The sequence below is a fragment of the Kitasatospora sp. NPDC001660 genome, from assembly GCF_053596725.1.
In genome coordinates, this window is sequence record NZ_JBSFGU010000063.1 from 14,261 (window position 1) to 30,969 (window position 16,709).

A 16,709-nucleotide genomic window follows, 5' to 3' on the forward strand; every position below is an offset into this window, starting at 1 on the left:
GCGTCAGTGCTCCCTGATGAGCTGGGCGTAGGCGCCGCCGGCCGCGGACAGGGCCTCGTGCGTCCCCCGCTCGACCACGTCGCCCCGGCTCAGCACGACGATCTCGTCGCTGTCGCGGATGGTGCTCAGCCGGTGGGCCACGACGACCGTGGCGCAGCCGTGACGGCGGATGTTGTTCATGATCAGGAGTTCCGTCTCGGCGTCCAGGGCACTGGTCGCCTCGTCCAGGACGAGCAGCCGCGGGTTGCGGACGAGCGCCCGGGCGATCTCCAGCCGCTGGCGCTGTCCGCCCGAGAAGTTGCGGCCGTCCTCCGCCACGTGCGTGTGGATGCCGCCCGGACGTGACGACACCACGTCGTACATCGCGGCGTCGCGGAGCGCGGCGATGACCTGGTCGTCGGAGATGGAGGTGTCCCAGAGCGTGATGTTGTCCCGCACCGTCCCCTCGAACAGGAAGACGTCCTGGTCGACGAAGCCCACCGAGGCGGTGAGCACTTCCGGCGCGATGCTCTCGCGCGGGAGGCCGTCGATGTCCACCGAGCCCTCCCAGGGCCGGTAGAGGCCCGAGATCAGGCGCACCGCGGTGGACTTGCCGCTCCCCGAGCCGCCGACCAGCGCGATCTGCCGGCCGGGGCCCACCGAGAAGGAGAACTCGGTGACCAGCGGGGTGTCCAGCGGGCTGTAGCCGAAGGTGACCCGGTCGAAGGTCAGGTTGCCGGCGAGCCGCCCGGCCGGGGCGTCGGACGCGTCCGGGCGTGCTTCCGCCCGGTAGTTCTCCACGTCGCGCAGCCGGGTCACCTGGACGGCGAAGTCCTGGACCCGCTGGGCCACCGCGATGAGCTGCGCGATGGGGCTGACGAACGCCGACACCAGGGCCTGGAAGGCGACGAGCAGCCCGACCGTCAGGTCTCCCTTCACCGCCTCCAGGCCGCCGATCAGCAGCAACAGCGAGGTGGTGACGGAGGCCAGGGTGGGAGCGACCACCGCCATGACGGCACTCGGCACGCCGATCTTCTGCTGCCCGGTGACGACGACGGACTGTTCCTTGGCCCAGCGTCGGAAGAAGGTGTTTTCGCCGCCGGTGGCCTTCATCGTCTCGATGAGCTGCAGGCCGCTGTACGAGGTGTTCAACAGCTGCGCCTCGTCCGTGGCCAGCCGGCTGACCCCGCCGGCCCTGATCCGGGCCACTGTGCGCAGGGCCACGATGTTGAGCAGGGACAGCGACACGCTCAGCACCGTCAGCCAGGGGTCGTAGGCCCACAGCAGGCAGGCGTACAGCACGACGACCAGCGCGTTGACCAGGGTGCTGGACAGGTCGTTGGACAGGGTCACGGCGACCTGGTCGTTGGACTGCATGCGGCTGCTGATGTCCGCCGGACTGCGCTGGACGAAGAAGTTGATGGGCAGTCTGAACACGTGACGCAGGAAGCGACTGCTGTTGATCGTCGCGTTGGAGATGCGCAGCCGTAGCAGAAAGGTCTGGCGCAGGAAGGTGAGCACGCCCGTCACCAGGACGGTCGCGGCCATCAGGCCGAAGAACGACATCAGGAACGAGCGGTCGCCGCCCAGCAGGATGGAGTTGACGAACGCCCGGGTGAGCGCCGGGTACGCCACACCGACCACCGCGAGCAGCACGCTGACGTAGGTGCTGAGGGCGAGCAGCCCCCAACTCCCGCGCAGTCTGGTCGGCATGCTCGCGAGGAAGCCGGGCCGCCGGCCACCGGGGCGGAACCCCTCCCCCGGCGACATGGTGAGCACCACGCCGGTGAAGCTCTCGTTGAAGTCCGCGAGGTTGACGACGCGCGGCCCGCTGCCGGGGTCGTTGAGGTGGACGACGTCCTGGCCCCAGCGCCGGCCGAACCCGTTGAGGACCACGAAGTGGTTGAACTCCCAGAACAGGATCGCCGGGGGCTCCAGCTTCGACAGCGCCTCGGTGTCCATCCGCCGTCCGGTCGCTGTCAGGCCGTAACTGCGGGCGGCCTTCAGGACGTTCGACGCCTTCGAGCCGTCCCGCGAGACCCCGCAGGCGACCCGCAGCTCCTCGAGCGGTACGTAGCGCTTGTAGTGGGCGAGGACCATGGCGAGGCTGGCGGCCCCGCACTCCAGTGCTTCCATCTGGAAGATCACCGGTGGCTTGACGCGGCGGGCCGTACGGCGCCTCCGCCGGGCCCGCGTCTTCGGAGTTCCGTCGGTGGTGGTGAGTACGGACATCTACGACAACACCCAGCTAATCGGTCTGACCGATGGCAAGTGCACGGAAGCGCTCACCAGCGTGCGGGAATCAATCAGGTACGGCGGGCCGGTCCGGGTGGACCACTGGAACCCGCTCGTGGTGCCCGGTTCCGTCAGCAGCCCCACGACCACTTGCATCGGTTGGCCCTGGCCGGAGAACTGGCCGGCCAGTTGGGCATCGCCCAGGAAGCTGGCGATCTGCTTCTGCGTCTGGGAGAACTGGCTGACCGACTGGACGACGCCGCGCAGCACCCCGTACTCCTGGGCCGGCGCGGACCGCAGGTCGAGGTCCACGGTGCTGCCCTGGGTGATGAGCCCGGCACTGCTCGTCGGTGCGTACAACACCGCGATCAACGGATCGGTCGGCCCGCTGACGCGCTCGACCACGGCGAGGTTCGTGCCCGCGGTGACCACCTGACCGACCTGCGCCAGGATCGCCGTGGTGCGTCCGCCGCTGAAGGCGCGGACGGTCTGCTGGGTCGAGTCGACCTGGACGGTGAACAGCGGAGCCTGCGCCGGGAAGGTCGTGCCCTGTTGGGCGAAGACCCCGGTGATCTGCCCGGAGACGGGGCTGTCCAGGGTGTAGCTGCCCTGACCGTAGGTGAGGATGCCGGGCACGGTGACCTGGCGCGGTATCGCCCCGGTGAACGCCCACAGCGAGCCGAAGGCGACGAGCACCGTGACCATGAGCAGCGCGACCAGGCTGCGCGGTTTGGCCAACGTGGCCGCTGTGCCGAGGTCGGTGGTGGACTGGAGTTTGGCGAGTGCCTGCTCACGGAACTGCACGGCTGAGCTTCCTTCCTTTCTGCGGTTGAGGCGCTGCCCGGCTATCAGACGGCCTGGAGGGTGCCGGCCTCCGAGTACGCCCCGCCCAGCGCCCTCTCCCGTGCGCAGGAGCACCCAGACCACGTCAGCGACCGTGGCGTTCAGGTCGCCGCGCACCGGGAGGCCCGGACGGATCAGCCGCAGCTGGGCCCGCACGCCCTCGCGGCGCACGTAGCCGAGCTCGGTGCCGATGGCGATGGGCTTGAACGTCGCGGCGGCGACGCCGAGTTCGTAGAGCGCGATCGGCTGCTCGGGCGCCTTCTCGTTGCCCTGGGGGAACCAGAAGAGGACCACGTCACAGGCCCGGAGGGCGTCGTGCTCCCAGCGCACCAGCTCCTGGCTGAACGCGCGGCCGGGAACGACCCGGCTGGGGCTGAACACCGTGACGGGGCGGTCGGCTCCTGCCCGGTGCCACTGGTGGGCGAGCGACTCGATCGCCCATTGCCGCCAGTCGGGACAGTTGCGCATGCCGCCGGCCAGGAACACCGTCGGCGCCTCGGGTACGGAGGGGACTTCCTCCATCGATCCCACGACCCGGAGGGTCGATCCGTTCACGGCACAATCTCCTCTGCGGGACGGAAAGCCGCTTGGCGGTCGGCGCGCCGTCGAATTCGACGAGCCTCTCGACTTCCGCCCGCTTCTCCGCGCGACGGGCCGACCGGAGAAATCGGGTCAGCTTCTCGCCGGGTTCCGCACCGCGGTTTTCGGGTCGGAAAAATGATCCTGCATCACGAACACCCCCTTTCCGGCCGGTTGCCGAGGACTCGCCTGCGGCGGGCCGCCCACCCGGCCGAAGCCGGGGCGCGGCAAGGTCCGTCACATATTTCGATGAGCAGCCTCGTTGTCGAATACCGAGAAAGGACTCGGACGAAACACTCGGCTCCGCTCGGTGGTGGTGCAGACGCTATTTCCGGGCACCGACGGTCGGCAAGCCTTCCGCGGAACTGCCACCAAGGCGCGCAGGGAAACGCTCCACCGTGACAGCGATCCGTGTCATCGACCGCGATTCACCGGCGTCCGGCGGTGTTCCGGCAGGCCGAGATGACCCCGGAGCGTTCCGGACCCGTACTCCGCGGGGAGGACCCCGCGGGACCGGAGCTCGGGCACCACGTGCTCCACGAACTCGTCCAGCCCGCCGGGTGCCCGGTCGGGGACGATGATGTACCCGTCGCAGCCGCCGGCTTCGACGTGGTCGATCATCTCGGTCGCGATGTCGGACGGGGTGCCCACCAGCGGCTTTGTGTGCGTGACCAGCGCGACGAGCTGCCGGATCGACAGCTTCCTCGACTCCGCGACCTGCCGCAGGAACGCCACCCGGTCCGCCCGCCGCTGAGCGTCCATGCCGCTCGGCCGACCGCTGACGAACGCCCCGCCGTCCGGGTCCGGGGCGACGTCGGGCAACGGGCCGTCCGGGTCGTAGGCGGACAGGTCACGCCCCCAGAGAGCCTCCAGGTAGTAGATCGCCATCTGCGGAGTCACGATGTCCAGCTGCCTCGCCCGCGCCAGCTCCTCGGCGTCCGCCCGTGACTGCCCGACCACGTAGGTGATCGCCGGCATGATCCTCAACTGCCCCGGGTCGCGCCCGTGGCGCGCCAGCCTTCCCTTGACGTCTGCGTAGAACTCGCGGCCCGCGCGGCCCCTCTTCCTGCTGTAGACGACCTCCGCGTGGGCGGCGGCGAACTCCCTCCCCTGCTCCGAGTCCCCCGCCTGCACCAGGACCGGCTCGACGCCCTCGGACGCGGTGGCGACCGCTCCCTCGGCCCGGAAGTGGCTCCCCTCGTGGGTCAGCGGCCCGCTGCCGGCGGGCCCGCCGGCGCTCCAGACCGCGCGGCACAATTCGACGAACTCCGCGGCCCGCTCGTAGCGTTCGGCGTGCGGGAGGAAGCCGCCGCGCCGGAAGTTCTCGCCGACCCAGGCGTCCGGCGTCGTCACGGCGTTCCAGCCCAGCCTCCCGCCCGAGAGGTGGTTGACGGTGGCGAGCTGACGAGCCAGGTCGTAGGGCTCGTTGAAGGTGGTGTTGACGGTGGCGACCAGACCCAGCTTCTCCGTGACGGCCGCGACGGCCGAGACGATCGTCAGCAGGTCGTGCCGGCCGGCCACCCCGACCTCGGTCACCTCGCCGTTCCGCTCGGGCATGCGGAGGTCGTCGGCGAGCAGTAGGTAGTCGAACCGGCCGCGCTCGGCGGTCCGGGCCAGCTGGGCGATCGCGGCGAAGTCGATCTGGCTGCCGTGCCGGCCGCCCTTCCACACCGTCGTGATGGGGTTGACCGGGAAGAGAACGCCCAGGTGGAGGCGGCGCCGTTCAAGGTTCACTGCGGGCTTCCTAGGGTGTTGACGGGCCCGGCGAATCCGGCCGCTCAGTGGTCGGGGCCGGATCGTGCGGACGGAGTGACGGGATCCCCCCTACAGGACCATGCTGTTGGGCGCGCGGTGCGGCAGCCCCAGGCGCTCACGGAAACTGCGGCAGTCCTCGCCCCAGGGGGTGACGAGCCCGCGCCTGCGCAGTTCGGGAACGGCTTCGTCCACGAAGCGGGACAGTTCCGCGCCCACCTCGGCGAACACGAGACGGAACCCGTCCACCGGGCCGGTCCGCGCGCGCAGGTGCAGGAAGTCCGCGAACTCGCGGACGCCCCCGGTCTCGGCCGCTCCGCCGGTCCCCCACGCCCACTGGCCGGCCGGCAGCCCGCGGCAGTCCACGAAGAGGTCCGCGATCGTCCTGGCTCCGCTCCTGAGCCGCGGACGAGCGCCGACGACCCGTTCGAGACGGCCGAAGACCAGGTCCGCGCGGGCCGCGAGCGCCAGCTCCTTCTCCGAGGTGATCCGCACGGCCGTCACCGGATGCCCTTGCGGCGGCCGCGGGACGATCCCGGGACCCTTCACCCGGAAGTACGGGCCCTCGTGGTTCACGGCACGGATCATGGTTCGGTCCAGGAACCGCCCGGTGGTGGCGTCACGGATCTCCGCCCCGTCCTCCCAGCTGTCCCATAGCAGCGAGACCACCTCGACGAACTCGGCGGCCTCCTCGTACAGTTCGGAGAGGCCCCGAGCGGTGCGCTCCCCGAAGAGCCGGGCTTCCTCGGCGCTCCTGGACACCCGCACGCACCAGCCGGCCCGTCCGGCACTCACGTGGTCCAGCGTCGCCAGGGCCTTCGACACGTGGAAGGGTTCGAGATAGGTCACGGTCGCCGTGGCGACGAGCCCGATCGAGGTGGTCTGCGGAGCGACGTGGGCGAGCGCGGCCACCGGGTTCAACCGGCTCTGGGCGATCCGCTGCCGGGCGTGCACGGAGTCCGCCGGGGACGTGAGGGCCTCGTCCAGCGTCACGAAGACCAACGATCCCCGCTCGGCCAGTTTCGCGACACGTGCGCAGCCGGACGCGGCGGGCCGCGCGGATCCCGGTTCGCCGATCTCCACACCCAGGAACACGGGCTCCTCCAAGTTCACATATTTCCGCCGACGAGCCGGGCGGCGCTCGCACAATTGAAACGAGACGCGGCGCGAAAACCCGGACCGTCCGTCTTTTTGTGCCACACCCTAGTGCGACCGTCCGAGCGGCCACAAGAAATCGGGCCAGCAGCACGGATTCATGTAGAAATTCCCCCGGGGATTGCATCGATCGATGCCAACGAGGTCTCCCCGGCCAGCACTGTCGCTACCTGGTCCGGGTGTCCGGACCACCAGGAGAGCAGTAGGCCGTCCATGGCCAACAGGTGGTCCCGGGTACGGTCCTGGCCTCCGTAGTCCCGCTCCAGGTGGCGCAGGTCGCAGGCACGCTCCCACCAGAGGAACTCCGCCGCCTCGGCCAACTGCCCCTCGGACAGCGGTGACACGGCGCGATATCCGGCGACGAAGGCCGCCGCCTGCGGACGCTCCGGTCGAAGGCATCGCGGTCGGGCTCGCGGGCGGCCCGGACGAGGAACGCGTCGACGGTGCGCAACGCCGTGTCACGGTCCGTCGGCACAGGGAGTTCGGGGATGCCCGGAGGCATGATCCGCGCCAACTCACCATGGATGATGGCCAGTTGCCGGCCGAGCGCGCGCCTGCCCGAGGCTCATCAGCCAGCCGGGCAGATGCTGCCCCTCCGCCCAGGGGTAGAGCGCGAACAGGCCGCCCGCCACCTCGATCAGGGTGCGTCCTTCCGGCGTCGCCAAGGGTGCGGCGACCGTCAGGCCGCGCTCCTGCAGGGCCCGGACCGTCCGGTGCCGGCCTCGCAGCCGTTCCGGTTCCGCGCCCAGGAACTGCTTGACGAACAGGCGCCGGTTCCAGCCGGTCTCGGCCTGCCAGCAGCGGTTCGGCAGTCCCACCGTGACGGGACGCACCGCGAGGTCGCCGTTCAGACCGAGCCGGCGCAGCACAGCGTCCGGAAGCGGCACGGGCATCGCCTGCTCCAGTTCTCGTCGGGTCGGTGCCGGAAAGTGATTCCGGCGCTGTCATTCTCCGGGGCCCGCCGAGCGGAGGTCCGGAAAGGCGGTGGCACCGGAAAACGGCAGCGGCACGATTCGGTGGAACTGTCCGGATTCACTCGTGCCCGTACCCGAGCAAGTGTCGGAGAATTCTTGCGCCGCCCGTTCGGCGAACCCTAGATTCGGCGCGAGATCGCCCCCGCTTCGGAAGGCCACTCCCCCGAATGGAAACTCTCCGCTCCCTGGTGGGCGACCCCACGCCGTTCCTGGAGACGGCGTGGCGTCGCCGGGCCTGTCTGCTGCGCCCGCCCGCACCGCTCGCCGCGCCGGTCGCCCTGGCGGACGTCGACGACGTCCTGGCCTCGGGCATGCTGCGCGTCCCGTACCTCGAACTCGTCGCCCGGGGGAGGGCGCTGGAGCAGGAGGAGTACACCAGCGCCCACCACCTGATCGACCGCAGCTTCCGCGGCTACGCCGACGCCGCCAAGGTGATGCGCCACGTCGATGCCGGCGCCACCTTGCTGATGCGCAACGTCGAGCACTGGCACTCCGGGGTGGCGGCGCTCGCCGGCCGCCTCGCTGCCGAGCTGAACCGCGGTGTCGAAGCCTTCCTCTTCGTGACCCCGCCCGGCCGGAAGGGGTTCGGCTCCCACCGGGACGACGCGGACGTCTTCGTGCTCCAACTGCACGGCAGCAAGCGGTGGCAGGTCCACGCGATCCCCGAGGACGGGTGCTGGCAGAGCGGCCTCGAGCTGGAGCCGGGGCCCGTACAGCTGGAGACCACGGTGCACGCGGGCGAGGTCCTCTACGTCCCGCGCGGTGCACCGCACTCGGCCGTCGGTCACACCGACGGCCTGTCCTTCCACCTGTCGCTGACCGTGCGGCAGCCCGGCACCGCCGACCTGCGCTCGGCCCTCACCCGTCGCTTCGAGGACGGTCTCGACCTGCCTCCGCTCCCGGTGGACCCGGAAGAACTGCGCCGGACCGCGGCGGAGTTGCTCGACCACTACCGGAAGCGGCTGGCTGAGCTCACCCCGGAGGAGCTGTGCGCCTCCGTGGAGACCGTCTCGTCCTCGAAGACCGGTGCCGCTTCGACCGAGCCGCACCGCACCCTGGCGAACCTGGCGGCGGCACTGAACGGCTGAGCCGTGGTGGTGAGCGCCGGGGCCGGGTCCGCAACGGCCCGACCCGGGCGCCCGCCGTCCCGGTCCCCGGTCCTCCGGCGGATCAGTAGGGCATCTTTGGAAAGCCCTGGACGCCCACGCCGGCCACCAGCGCGTCCAGTTCCTCCTCCGAGAGGTCCCGCTCCTCGAAGCGACCGGGGCGGGGCACGAACAGCGTGAGCCGCCCGCTGACGGCTGCCTCCTCCCAGGACCGGATCTGCGCGTCCAGTACGTCCGGTGCCGCGGGCCGGTCGCGGTCGACGACCACGGTCGTTCCCGTCGGCACCCGGATTCCGTGCTCGGCGAGCAGGACGCGCGGGTCCTCGGCCAGGAGCCGTTCCTGACCCGGATCGGACCAGACGGCGGCCACCGCCGCGCTGTAGCCGGAAGCGAAAGCGGTGCGTTCGGTGGCGTGCATGGCGCGGTCCTCTGCTCTCGGGTGCGATGGGGGAACCTGTCTCTGCCGGGCCGGGGCTCCCGGGGCGCGCAGTCTCATGCCGACTCCCGGCCGTCGGGCGGGCAGGAGCCGAGGGCGAACTCGGCGACGGCCGGCTCGGCCAGCGTGTCCAAGCCGGCCAGTGCGGAGAAGGAGGCCGTGTCCCCCGCACCGAGGGCACAGGGGGCGAGGCCCATGTCGGTGGCGACCAGGTACATCCAGGCGGTCAGGATCCCGGCGTCCTTGAGTGCCAGTGTGTACGGGATCCCCTCGTACTTGCGCATCAGCGGTCCGACCCGGGCCGTGATCACGAACAGGACCTGCGGCGGGCCCGGCATGGTGGCCGTCCCCCGGGCGAAGGACAGCATCCGTTCGGTCGCCGGCCCCGGCGCGGCCACCGGCGCGAGCCGGTGGTGCACCGAGTCGTAGTGGTAGAGGCCGCCGGGCAGGCCCGCGCACCGCGAGACCAGCGGGTAGACCTCCAGCTCACCGAGACCGCCCGCGCCCGGATAGGGCCGGACTCCGGTCGTCTCGCCGTCGCGGTCGCGGAGTTCGAGGCGCTGCACCCGGTGGAGGAACTCGCCGAGCTGGGCCAGGGTCACCGGCCGGCTGTCGTCGTGCCCTCGCACGCTGCGGCGCCGCGCCATGACCGTCGACAACGAACCGGACTCCCGGGCCGCGTACGGGGGTGCGGGCAGGGCGATCGAGGAGCGGCCCTCGGCGACGGCCGTCCGCCCGAGGTCCGCCGCCGACAGACTGCGGAAGCGGTCGGTGGCGCCGATCGGGGCCGCGTGGCGCTCCGGGCGGGAGCGGTCGTGCAGCCAGAGTTCCTCCGCCGACCAGAGGGCCATCGGTGCCGCACGGGTCTCGGCCCCGGCTTCCTCCGAGGTCACCAGGAGACGAGCGGCGAGCAACTCGTCCAGCAGGAACCCCGCCCCCGACTCGTCCACCCCCGCCTCCTCCGCCACCTCGCCGAGGCCGATCTCCTCCGCACATGCTCGGGCCAGGACGGCGGCCGGCCGGAACCCGGGGAAGCTGATTCCGACGGTGCTCAGCGGCGAGTACGCCACCATCCGGCCCTGCTCGGCACGCATCACCGCGAACCTGGACATCCGGTAGACCGCTCCGGGCCGGTGGCGGCGCTGCGGCGGAACGCTCTTGGCGCCGATGCTGCGGGGCACGACGTCCAGCAGGGCGCGGGCTCCGACGGAGACCCGGCGTTCCAGCCAGGAGTGCAGGAGCAGCCGGCGCACCAGCAACTGGGTCGGGGGCAGCCGCGAGTCACCCTCCAACCCGGTGACGAGCTGCGCGATCTGCAGGTCGCTGAGCCAGTTCTCCACCATCCGCAGCAGCGCCGCGCGGCGCCCTGCCTCCAGCCCGGGCAGGCGCAGCCGGTAGCGGGACTGTTCGAGGACGAGCGAGCCGCCCGGCCCCTCGGTCAACCGGGCGTCGCTGCGGAGCCGGTAGCTCTCGGTCTTCACCGTGCCCAACAGGGGAGTTGTTCGATTCACTGGTTCTTCATGCTTCCGGTACTGAGACGGCCGTACGGCACGTCGGCAGGGCTTGTGGTGCTTGAGGACCCGCGGCCGCCGCACCGCGACTCCGTTGGTGACGGCGCACCCGGGCGGAGTGCCGGCGATGCGACTGTTCTACAAAGGAGGAACGGGATCGGGCCTGCCATCGGCTCACGATTGCACCGATTCCTGCCACCGCCGGACGCTGCGGCCCAGGCCGCGCCACGTTCATCCGTTCTCGACCACCAGGTGCTCCTCGACCCAACTGTCGGAACCGTCAGCATCCATGAGCAACTCGGTGACGAGCTCACGGCCCCGGTCCTCCGCGGCGGCCCGGAACGTGCTGACCAGCAGCTCCACCACGCCCTCGGTCAGCCGTGCGGTCCGCTGCCCACCGGCCGGCCCTCGCACCGCCGCCGGTGCCGGCGAACCCTGTTCCTCGGCGGCGCCGGCGAGGAGTTCCGCGCTCGACGAGGCGACCAACTCCTCGGCGGCGCTGGTGATCCGGTCCAGCGAGCGGGCCAGGCACCGCAGGGCGGCCGCCGGCGGGACGCCGGTCCGCACGAGTTCCATCGTCGCACGGTGCACCTCCGGCCGTGCGACGGTCACGGTGCCGTCGGCCTCCCAGCCGAGCATGCCGTGGCGGTTCAGGGAGCAGAACACCGCGGGCTGGTCGCGCACCGCGCGGTTGACTGCGGAGGCGAGCCGGGCCTCCTCGGCGTCTCGGTCCCCCACCCCGAGGAAGGCCGCGATGGACACCAGGTTGAAGCCCTGGCGCTGCAGGTGGACGATGTGGCGCAGCCGACGGACGTGGGTCTCGTCGTAGTACCCGACCCGCCCCCGGCGGGCCGGCGGCGGGAGCAGCTTGCGGGACTGGTGGGCCCGGATGTTGCGCGGCGACATCCCGACCAGCCTGGAGACCTCCTCGACCGTGTAAGACGCGTCCGGACGGTCCGAGTGGAGTACGGCCTGCAGCGGAGTCGGTTCCATCTGTTGCTCCTCGGTGGTGCCATGGCGTGGTGGGGCTGCTCGGTCCCGTCCCGCCATCGACGGGCCCCGAGCGTGTCTGGCGGCGGCGGGCGTGATCGCGCAGTGCTGGCCGGTTCCGGCTGCCCGTCGCCGGTCCCCTTCCCGCCGCTCGCTGGCGGCGATCTGGTTCGGGGGACGCCGCCCTGTGGACCGGCGGCACCCCGGGTGGTGCCTCTGGCCACGGCGGCGGGCCTGGCCACCGACGCGTAGGGCCGGATCATCACCGACCCCACCCTGCGCCCGGTCGCCGACCCCTGTGTGTACGCGGTCGGGGACGCCGCCGGCCCGGTGCGGGTCGGCTGGGCCCCGTGACCGACCACACCGAGAAGGAACCGCTGCCGATGAGCCAGAGTGCCGCCGCCCGCGACGAGAAGAGCCAGCGCAAGGCGATGCTGATTCGCGCCCCGATCCACATCGCCGGTACGCACCTGTTCGCGGGCTTCGTGATCCTGCTGTTCTTCCTGGGCGGGCGGGGGCTGAGTCAGCCGTGGTCGGGGACGACCAGCTGGGAGATGACCTTGCCCGCGGAGTCGTAGACGGTGACCTTGCGGACGTCCGAGTGGAACGGGTGCTGCGGGTCGATGGCGTGGTGCGGCTTGGACGGGCCACCGTCGGCGTACCAGACACCCCAGCCCGGGTGGCCGGCCAGCGTCAGGATGTGGCCGGAGAGGGTGTCGTCCTGGGTGGCGATCTCGACCCGGGCCTCATCACCCGTGCCCAGGAACACCCCGGACAGGAACAGCCGCCCGTTGACGCCCTCCTGCTGGGCACTCGCACTTCCCGGCGCGAGGTTGCCGTCCACCGCACTGCGGAACTGGTCACTCTGCTCCGGGGCGGACCAGTGCTTGCCCTCTGCGGTCAACCACAGCGTCACACCAGGCAGGGCCTGCACCTTCTCCCCGACGGCCACCACCCGCACCGCCGGGGGCACCGCGGAGGGCACTGCGGTGGGTGCCACGGTGGGTGCCGCGGTGACCGCCGGAGCGATCCGAGCGCGGTCGGCGGCGGAGAGGTGGTCGGCGGCGGAGAGGTGGACGGCGGCAGCTGCGAGCGAGCCGAGCAGCAGACCGCAGCAGACCGCCAGCCCGGCCGCGCGCCGGCGCTTGCGGGCGCGGCCGGCCCGTTCGATGGCGGCCAGCGGGGGCGGGGACGGCGTGATGTCGTACGCGGTTTCGGCGAAGACACCGCGCATCCGTTCGGCGTCGGACCGGGAGGTCATCTGGCGGCTCCGGCGGCAGTGTCGTGGGCGAGCAGGGGGTTGGCGCGGAGGGCCTGCAGGCCGCGCCGGATATGGGTCTTGACCGTACCGAGCGAGCAGTTGAGCACGGTGGCGATCTCCAGCTCGCTCAGATCCTCCCAGAACCGCAGCACCATGACGGCGCGTTGACGGGGCGACAGTGCCTCCAGCGCCTCGATGAGCTCGGTGCGGTGCTCGATGGACTCGGCGTGCCCCTCCTGGGAGCCGTGCACCGACTCCGGCAGGAAGGGCATCAGCAGCTGGGCGACGCGTTTGCGGCGCAGTCGGCTGAAGTTGTTGTTCACCAGCGCCCGGCGCACATACCCGTTGACCTCGTCGCGCGAGATCCGCGACCAGCGGGCGTAGACCTTGACGAGCGTGGTCTGCACCAGGTCCTCGGCCTCGTGGAAGTCGCCGGTCAGCATGTGCGCCGTGCGCACCAGCCGTGGCCAGGCCAGGGCGGCGTAATCGGCGAAGTCCGCGGAACTGTCATGCGTCACGAGCGGCGGTTCCTCTGGATCAGGGCGTCCGGGGCGGGGCGGAGGGGCCCGGACATCGCCCGGGCCCCTGGGGCACATCAGCCGTGGTCGGGGACGACCAGCTGGGAGATGACCTTGCCCGCGGAGTCGTAGACGGTGACCTTGCGGACGTCCGAGTGGAACGGGTGCTGCGGGTCGATGGCGTGGTGCGGCTTGGACGGGCCACCGTCGGCGTACCAGACACCCCAGCCCGGGTGGCCGGCCAGCGTCAGGATGTGGCCGGAGAGGGTGTCGTCCTGGGTGGCGATCTCGACCCGGGCCTCATCACCCGTGCCCAGGAACACCCCGGACAGGAACAGCCGCCCGTTGACGCCCTCCTGCTGGGCACTCGCACTTCCCGGCGCGAGGTTGCCGTCCACCGCACTGCGGAACTGGTCACTCTGCTCCGGGGCGGACCAGTGCTTGCCCTCCGCGGTCAACCACAGCGTCACACCAGGCAGGGCCTGCACCTTCTCCCCGACGGCCACCACCCGCACTGTCGAGGCCGCCGCGGCCTTGGGCGACTCCAACGGCTTGGGCGTGGCGGTGGACTTGCCGCTGGCCGCCGGGGCGCTCGCGACGTGCGTGGCCGGGCCGGCCGGCTTCGTGACGGCGAACGCCTGGGCAGTGGTGGCGGCACCAGCCATGGCAGCCACGACCGCCGCAGCGGCCAGATACTTCTTCATCCGCGTCATGATGGACAGCTCCTTGCGGTTTCCGATCGAACAGGACGGAGTGGGCGCCTCTCCACCCGTATGAACCCCGTTCGCCCGGAGTGCGGATGACACTACTTCCATTTTTCTTGTTGTCAGACTGGCGCAGGCTCCGGCTCGGCGGCGGTGGGTGCGACCGGCTCGGGTTTCGGGCGCGGGGCTGCGGGGCTGCGGGGCTGCGGGGCTGCGGGGATGAACGGCCCGCACACCCCGCTGAACACCACCACTGCCACGCCGACCCAGACCGCCGGATCAGGCCGCGGACGAACTCGGCACCGGGATGTTCGGATTCGTATGCCACTGGGCGGGGCGTCGCGGCCTTTCGCGGCAGCACCGCCGCGCTGCGCGCCGCCGCCAGCCAAGCGGCCGCAGGCGTGGGTATCGGCACCGGACGCTGTGCCGTTCGGAAACTCGCGGCTGCTGCTCGGAGTGACTCTGGCGAACCGTCACGGCCGGCTGGAACTCTGTCCGGGTGATCGTCTCACTGGTGTACAAGGTGGCGCGGAAGCTGCTCGCGATCCCGGCGGTACTGCTGCGTCGGGATGCGGCCAAGGACGCCGAACTGCTGGTGCTGCGACATGAGAACGCGATGCTGCGCGGGCAGCTCACAGGGCCGGTGCGGTACGAGCCGGCGGACCGGTTGTGGTTCGCGGCGCTCTCCCCACTGATCCCGCGGCGCCGGTGGGCGCTGGTGTTTCCGGTGACGCCCGGCACTCTGCCGGCGTGGCACCGCCGGCTGATCGCCTGGAAGTGGGACTACAGCAGGCGCCGGAGCAGGCCCGGCAGGCCACCGACCGCGAGCGCGGTGAAGGCGCTGGTGCTGCGACTGGCCGAAGAGAACTTGCGGTGGGGCTGCCGCCGGATCCGGGGCGAACTGGTTCGCCCCGGGCATCCGATCGGAGTGGTCCCCGGCGCGGGGACGGTAGCGTCCCGGGCATGACGACGATTGCGCGGGTGCGCCTCGCGACGTTCAACGTGCTGCACGGCAGGCCGGTCGGGGCGGACGGGCGCCCGGCCTCCATGAAGGACATGCCCGCTCCGGAACGGCCGCTGTGCGAGGCCGTCGCCGCGCTGGACGCCGACGTCGTGGCGCTGCAGGAGGTCGACCGGCTCCAGGAGCGCTCGGGCGGCGTCGACCAGGCCGGTGCGGTCGCCCGCGCGGTGGCGGCCGGCCACTGGCGCTACGCCTCCGCGCTCCACGGCCACGCCGTCCTCGGGCGGGGCTGGCTCTTCGACCCGTCCCGTCCCGGGCTGCGCGTGTACGGACCCGATGACGCCGACCTGGACGACGGCGGCCCCTCGCACGGCGTCGCACTGCTGTCACGCCTGCCGGTGCACGCGTGGCGCGCCGTGCGCCTCGCGCCGGCGCCGATCGCGGTGCCGCTGCGGATACCGGGCAAGCAGGGCCTCGTCTGGTCCCGCGACCGGCCGCGCGCGGCGCTGGCGGCGGTCGTCGAGGGACGGCGGGGGCCGTTCACCGTGGTCGCCGCGCACCTGTCGACCGTCCCCGGGCAGAACGTGCGCCAGCTGCTGTTCCTGCGCCGCTGGATCGCCGGCCTGCCGCGCCCGCACGTCCTGCTCGGCGACCTCAACCTGGTCGGCGCCGTCCCGCGCACCGTCCTGAGTGCCGCCGAGCTGCTCGCCGGACCACACAACTCCGGTGAAAGGAACGGCGCTTGGCGCGATGCGGTCCGCGCACGGACGTATCCCTCGCACCGCCCGCTGGTGCAGTTCGACCACATCCTTACCAACGGCGTGGCCCCCGCCCGCTGCGCGCAGGACGACGGCCACGCCGCCCGCAGCGAGGTGTCCGACCACCGGCCCCTGACGGTCGCGCTCCCCTTGTGATTCAGCCCAGCAGGGCCCGAACCCGCTCGGCCAGGCCGCACATCCCACGCGCAGACCGCCGCCGTCCCGTTGCCTCCGTAGACGACACCGTTCGCCGCCGTCCCCGGAGGGAACGTGCCCGTGGCGCTGTCGGCAGTCTTGATCTCCCACAGCCGGCTGCCATCGGTCAGGCTCACTGCCCGGAGGGCGTTCTTGCCCGCCAGGCAGTAGGCCTGGCCATCGGCGACGGCCGGCGGGATCGTGTCGGTGGCGCCAGTCTGGGCGAGCCACAGCTGTCGGCCGTCCTGGCCGTTGCGGGGGCCCTCGTCTGCGCGCCGTAGAGCGCGAAGTCCTTGAGCCGGTCGAACGCCTGGGCGTAGAGGGCGAGCTCGCTGGGCGTGGTGACGGTCACCTGGGCGGACAGCAGCTCCACCCCGGCCTCGGCATCGTCGAAGATGTTGAACGTCTCCGTCGGTCACATGGTGCGCTGCGCGGTGAACGGGATGACGCCGAGCGAGACGGCTGGCAGCGCCATAGCGGCCCGCAGGTGCTCCAGTTGCTCGGCCAGTCCACCGGGGCAGACCAGACTGGCGGCACATCGAAGTTCCGGTGGTTCAGGGCGACTTGGGAAGGCCGCCCCGTTCAACAGGAGCTTCGATGCCCTTCTTCTATGACTCCGGCTCTCACCGTCTGCGAAGCAGCTGGAGCGGCGCCGAGCGATGCGTGGTGCCCGCGTCCGCTGCGTGGAGTGCGGCAGCGGGCGCGGGCCCCACCCGCATAACCCCGGGGGGGGTAACCCGCCCAGGGGCAGA

Annotated in this window: 15 protein-coding genes and 2 pseudogenes; 4 read left to right on the forward strand and 13 right to left on the reverse strand. The window is 71.6% G+C overall.

What is annotated here, in order from left to right; all coding sequences use genetic code 11:
- Positions 1–3 precede the first annotated feature (3 nt).
- From ACWCXH_RS36085 to ACWCXH_RS36105, 5 genes are all read right to left on the reverse strand, one after another.
- Positions 4–2,211, reverse strand: coding sequence for an NHLP family bacteriocin export ABC transporter peptidase/permease/ATPase subunit (locus tag ACWCXH_RS36085; RefSeq protein ID WP_449805735.1), 2,208 nt, complete (start codon positions 2,209–2,211; stop codon positions 4–6).
- Positions 2,212–3,612 carry a nucleoside 2-deoxyribosyltransferase domain-containing protein gene (locus ACWCXH_RS36090; protein WP_449805736.1) on the reverse strand — a complete coding sequence of 467 codons (1,401 nt, stop codon included), beginning with the start codon at positions 3,610–3,612 and terminating at the stop codon, positions 2,212–2,214.
- A 438-nt stretch (positions 3,613–4,050) separates the two neighbouring features.
- Positions 4,051–5,370, reverse strand: coding sequence for an LLM class flavin-dependent oxidoreductase (locus tag ACWCXH_RS36095; RefSeq protein ID WP_449805737.1), 1,320 nt, complete (start codon positions 5,368–5,370; stop codon positions 4,051–4,053).
- A 90-nt stretch (positions 5,371–5,460) separates the two neighbouring features.
- Positions 5,461–6,495 carry an LLM class flavin-dependent oxidoreductase gene (locus tag ACWCXH_RS36100; protein WP_449805738.1) on the reverse strand — a complete coding sequence of 345 codons (1,035 nt, stop codon included), beginning with the start codon at positions 6,493–6,495 and terminating at the stop codon, positions 5,461–5,463.
- A gap of 563 nt (positions 6,496–7,058) precedes the next feature.
- Positions 7,059–7,436: a hypothetical protein gene (locus tag ACWCXH_RS36105; protein ID WP_449805739.1), complete on the reverse strand. Its 378-nt coding sequence runs from the start codon at positions 7,434–7,436 to the stop codon at positions 7,059–7,061.
- 248 nt (positions 7,437–7,684) lie between these two features.
- Here ACWCXH_RS36105 and ACWCXH_RS36110 point away from each other — a divergent pair, with 248 nt between their 5' ends.
- The gene (locus ACWCXH_RS36110) at positions 7,685–8,605 is read left to right on the forward strand and encodes a JmjC domain-containing protein (protein WP_449805740.1); all 921 of its coding nucleotides are present in this window, start codon (positions 7,685–7,687) and stop codon (positions 8,603–8,605) included.
- An 82-nt stretch (positions 8,606–8,687) separates the two neighbouring features.
- On the opposite strand, the gene ACWCXH_RS36115 is transcribed toward ACWCXH_RS36110, so the two are convergent.
- The 3 genes from ACWCXH_RS36115 to ACWCXH_RS36125 all read right to left on the reverse strand — a co-directional run bounded on the left by ACWCXH_RS36115 (position 8,688) and on the right by ACWCXH_RS36125 (position 11,563).
- On the reverse strand, positions 8,688–9,041 hold the full coding sequence (locus tag ACWCXH_RS36115) for a hypothetical protein (protein ID WP_449805741.1): 354 nt from the start codon (positions 9,039–9,041) through the stop codon (positions 8,688–8,690).
- Between the two features lie 74 nt (positions 9,042–9,115).
- Positions 9,116–10,540, reverse strand: coding sequence for a SagB family peptide dehydrogenase (locus ACWCXH_RS36120; protein WP_449805750.1), 1,425 nt, complete (start codon positions 10,538–10,540; stop codon positions 9,116–9,118).
- Between the two features lie 261 nt (positions 10,541–10,801).
- On the reverse strand, positions 10,802–11,563 hold the full coding sequence (locus tag ACWCXH_RS36125; protein ID WP_449805742.1) for a MerR family transcriptional regulator: 762 nt from the start codon (positions 11,561–11,563) through the stop codon (positions 10,802–10,804).
- A gap of 347 nt (positions 11,564–11,910) precedes the next feature.
- Between ACWCXH_RS36125 and ACWCXH_RS36130 the strand changes: the two genes are divergently transcribed.
- Positions 11,911–12,138 (forward strand): DUF6126 family protein, encoded by a 228-nt coding sequence (locus ACWCXH_RS36130; protein WP_449805743.1) that lies wholly within the window; start codon positions 11,911–11,913, stop codon positions 12,136–12,138.
- Here the strand turns inward: ACWCXH_RS36130 and ACWCXH_RS36135 are convergent.
- The 3 genes from ACWCXH_RS36135 to ACWCXH_RS36145 all read right to left on the reverse strand — a co-directional run bounded on the left by ACWCXH_RS36135 (position 12,084) and on the right by ACWCXH_RS36145 (position 14,043).
- Positions 12,084–12,821: a hypothetical protein gene (locus ACWCXH_RS36135; RefSeq protein ID WP_449805744.1), complete on the reverse strand. Its 738-nt coding sequence runs from the start codon at positions 12,819–12,821 to the stop codon at positions 12,084–12,086. The genes ACWCXH_RS36130 and ACWCXH_RS36135 overlap by 55 nt on opposite strands.
- Positions 12,818–13,339: a SigE family RNA polymerase sigma factor gene (locus ACWCXH_RS36140; protein WP_449805745.1), complete on the reverse strand. Its 522-nt coding sequence runs from the start codon at positions 13,337–13,339 to the stop codon at positions 12,818–12,820. The genes ACWCXH_RS36135 and ACWCXH_RS36140 overlap by 4 nt, the downstream gene beginning before the upstream one ends.
- Positions 13,340–13,416: 77 nt before the next feature.
- Entirely contained in the window at positions 13,417–14,043 is a 627-nt protein-coding gene (locus tag ACWCXH_RS36145) for a hypothetical protein (RefSeq protein ID WP_449805746.1), read from the reverse strand.
- Positions 14,044–14,542: 499 nt separating this feature from the next.
- Here ACWCXH_RS36145 and ACWCXH_RS36150 point away from each other — a divergent pair.
- Positions 14,543–14,971: pseudogene (locus ACWCXH_RS36150) on the forward strand (integrase core domain-containing protein); the annotation flags it as partial.
- 35 nt (positions 14,972–15,006) lie between these two features.
- A complete protein-coding gene (locus tag ACWCXH_RS36155; RefSeq protein ID WP_449805747.1) occupies positions 15,007–15,918 on the forward strand; it encodes an endonuclease/exonuclease/phosphatase family protein in 912 nt (303 codons plus the stop codon).
- 86 nt (positions 15,919–16,004) lie between these two features.
- On the opposite strand, the pseudogene ACWCXH_RS36160 reads toward ACWCXH_RS36155, so the two are convergent.
- Both ACWCXH_RS36160 and ACWCXH_RS36165 read right to left on the reverse strand, forming a co-directional pair.
- Positions 16,005–16,157: pseudogene (locus ACWCXH_RS36160) on the reverse strand (hypothetical protein); the annotation flags it as partial.
- Entirely contained in the window at positions 16,091–16,330 is a 240-nt protein-coding gene (locus ACWCXH_RS36165; protein WP_449805748.1) for a hypothetical protein, read from the reverse strand. The gene ACWCXH_RS36165 and the pseudogene ACWCXH_RS36160, both read right to left, overlap by 67 nt.
- Between the last annotated feature and the right edge of the window lie 379 nt (positions 16,331–16,709).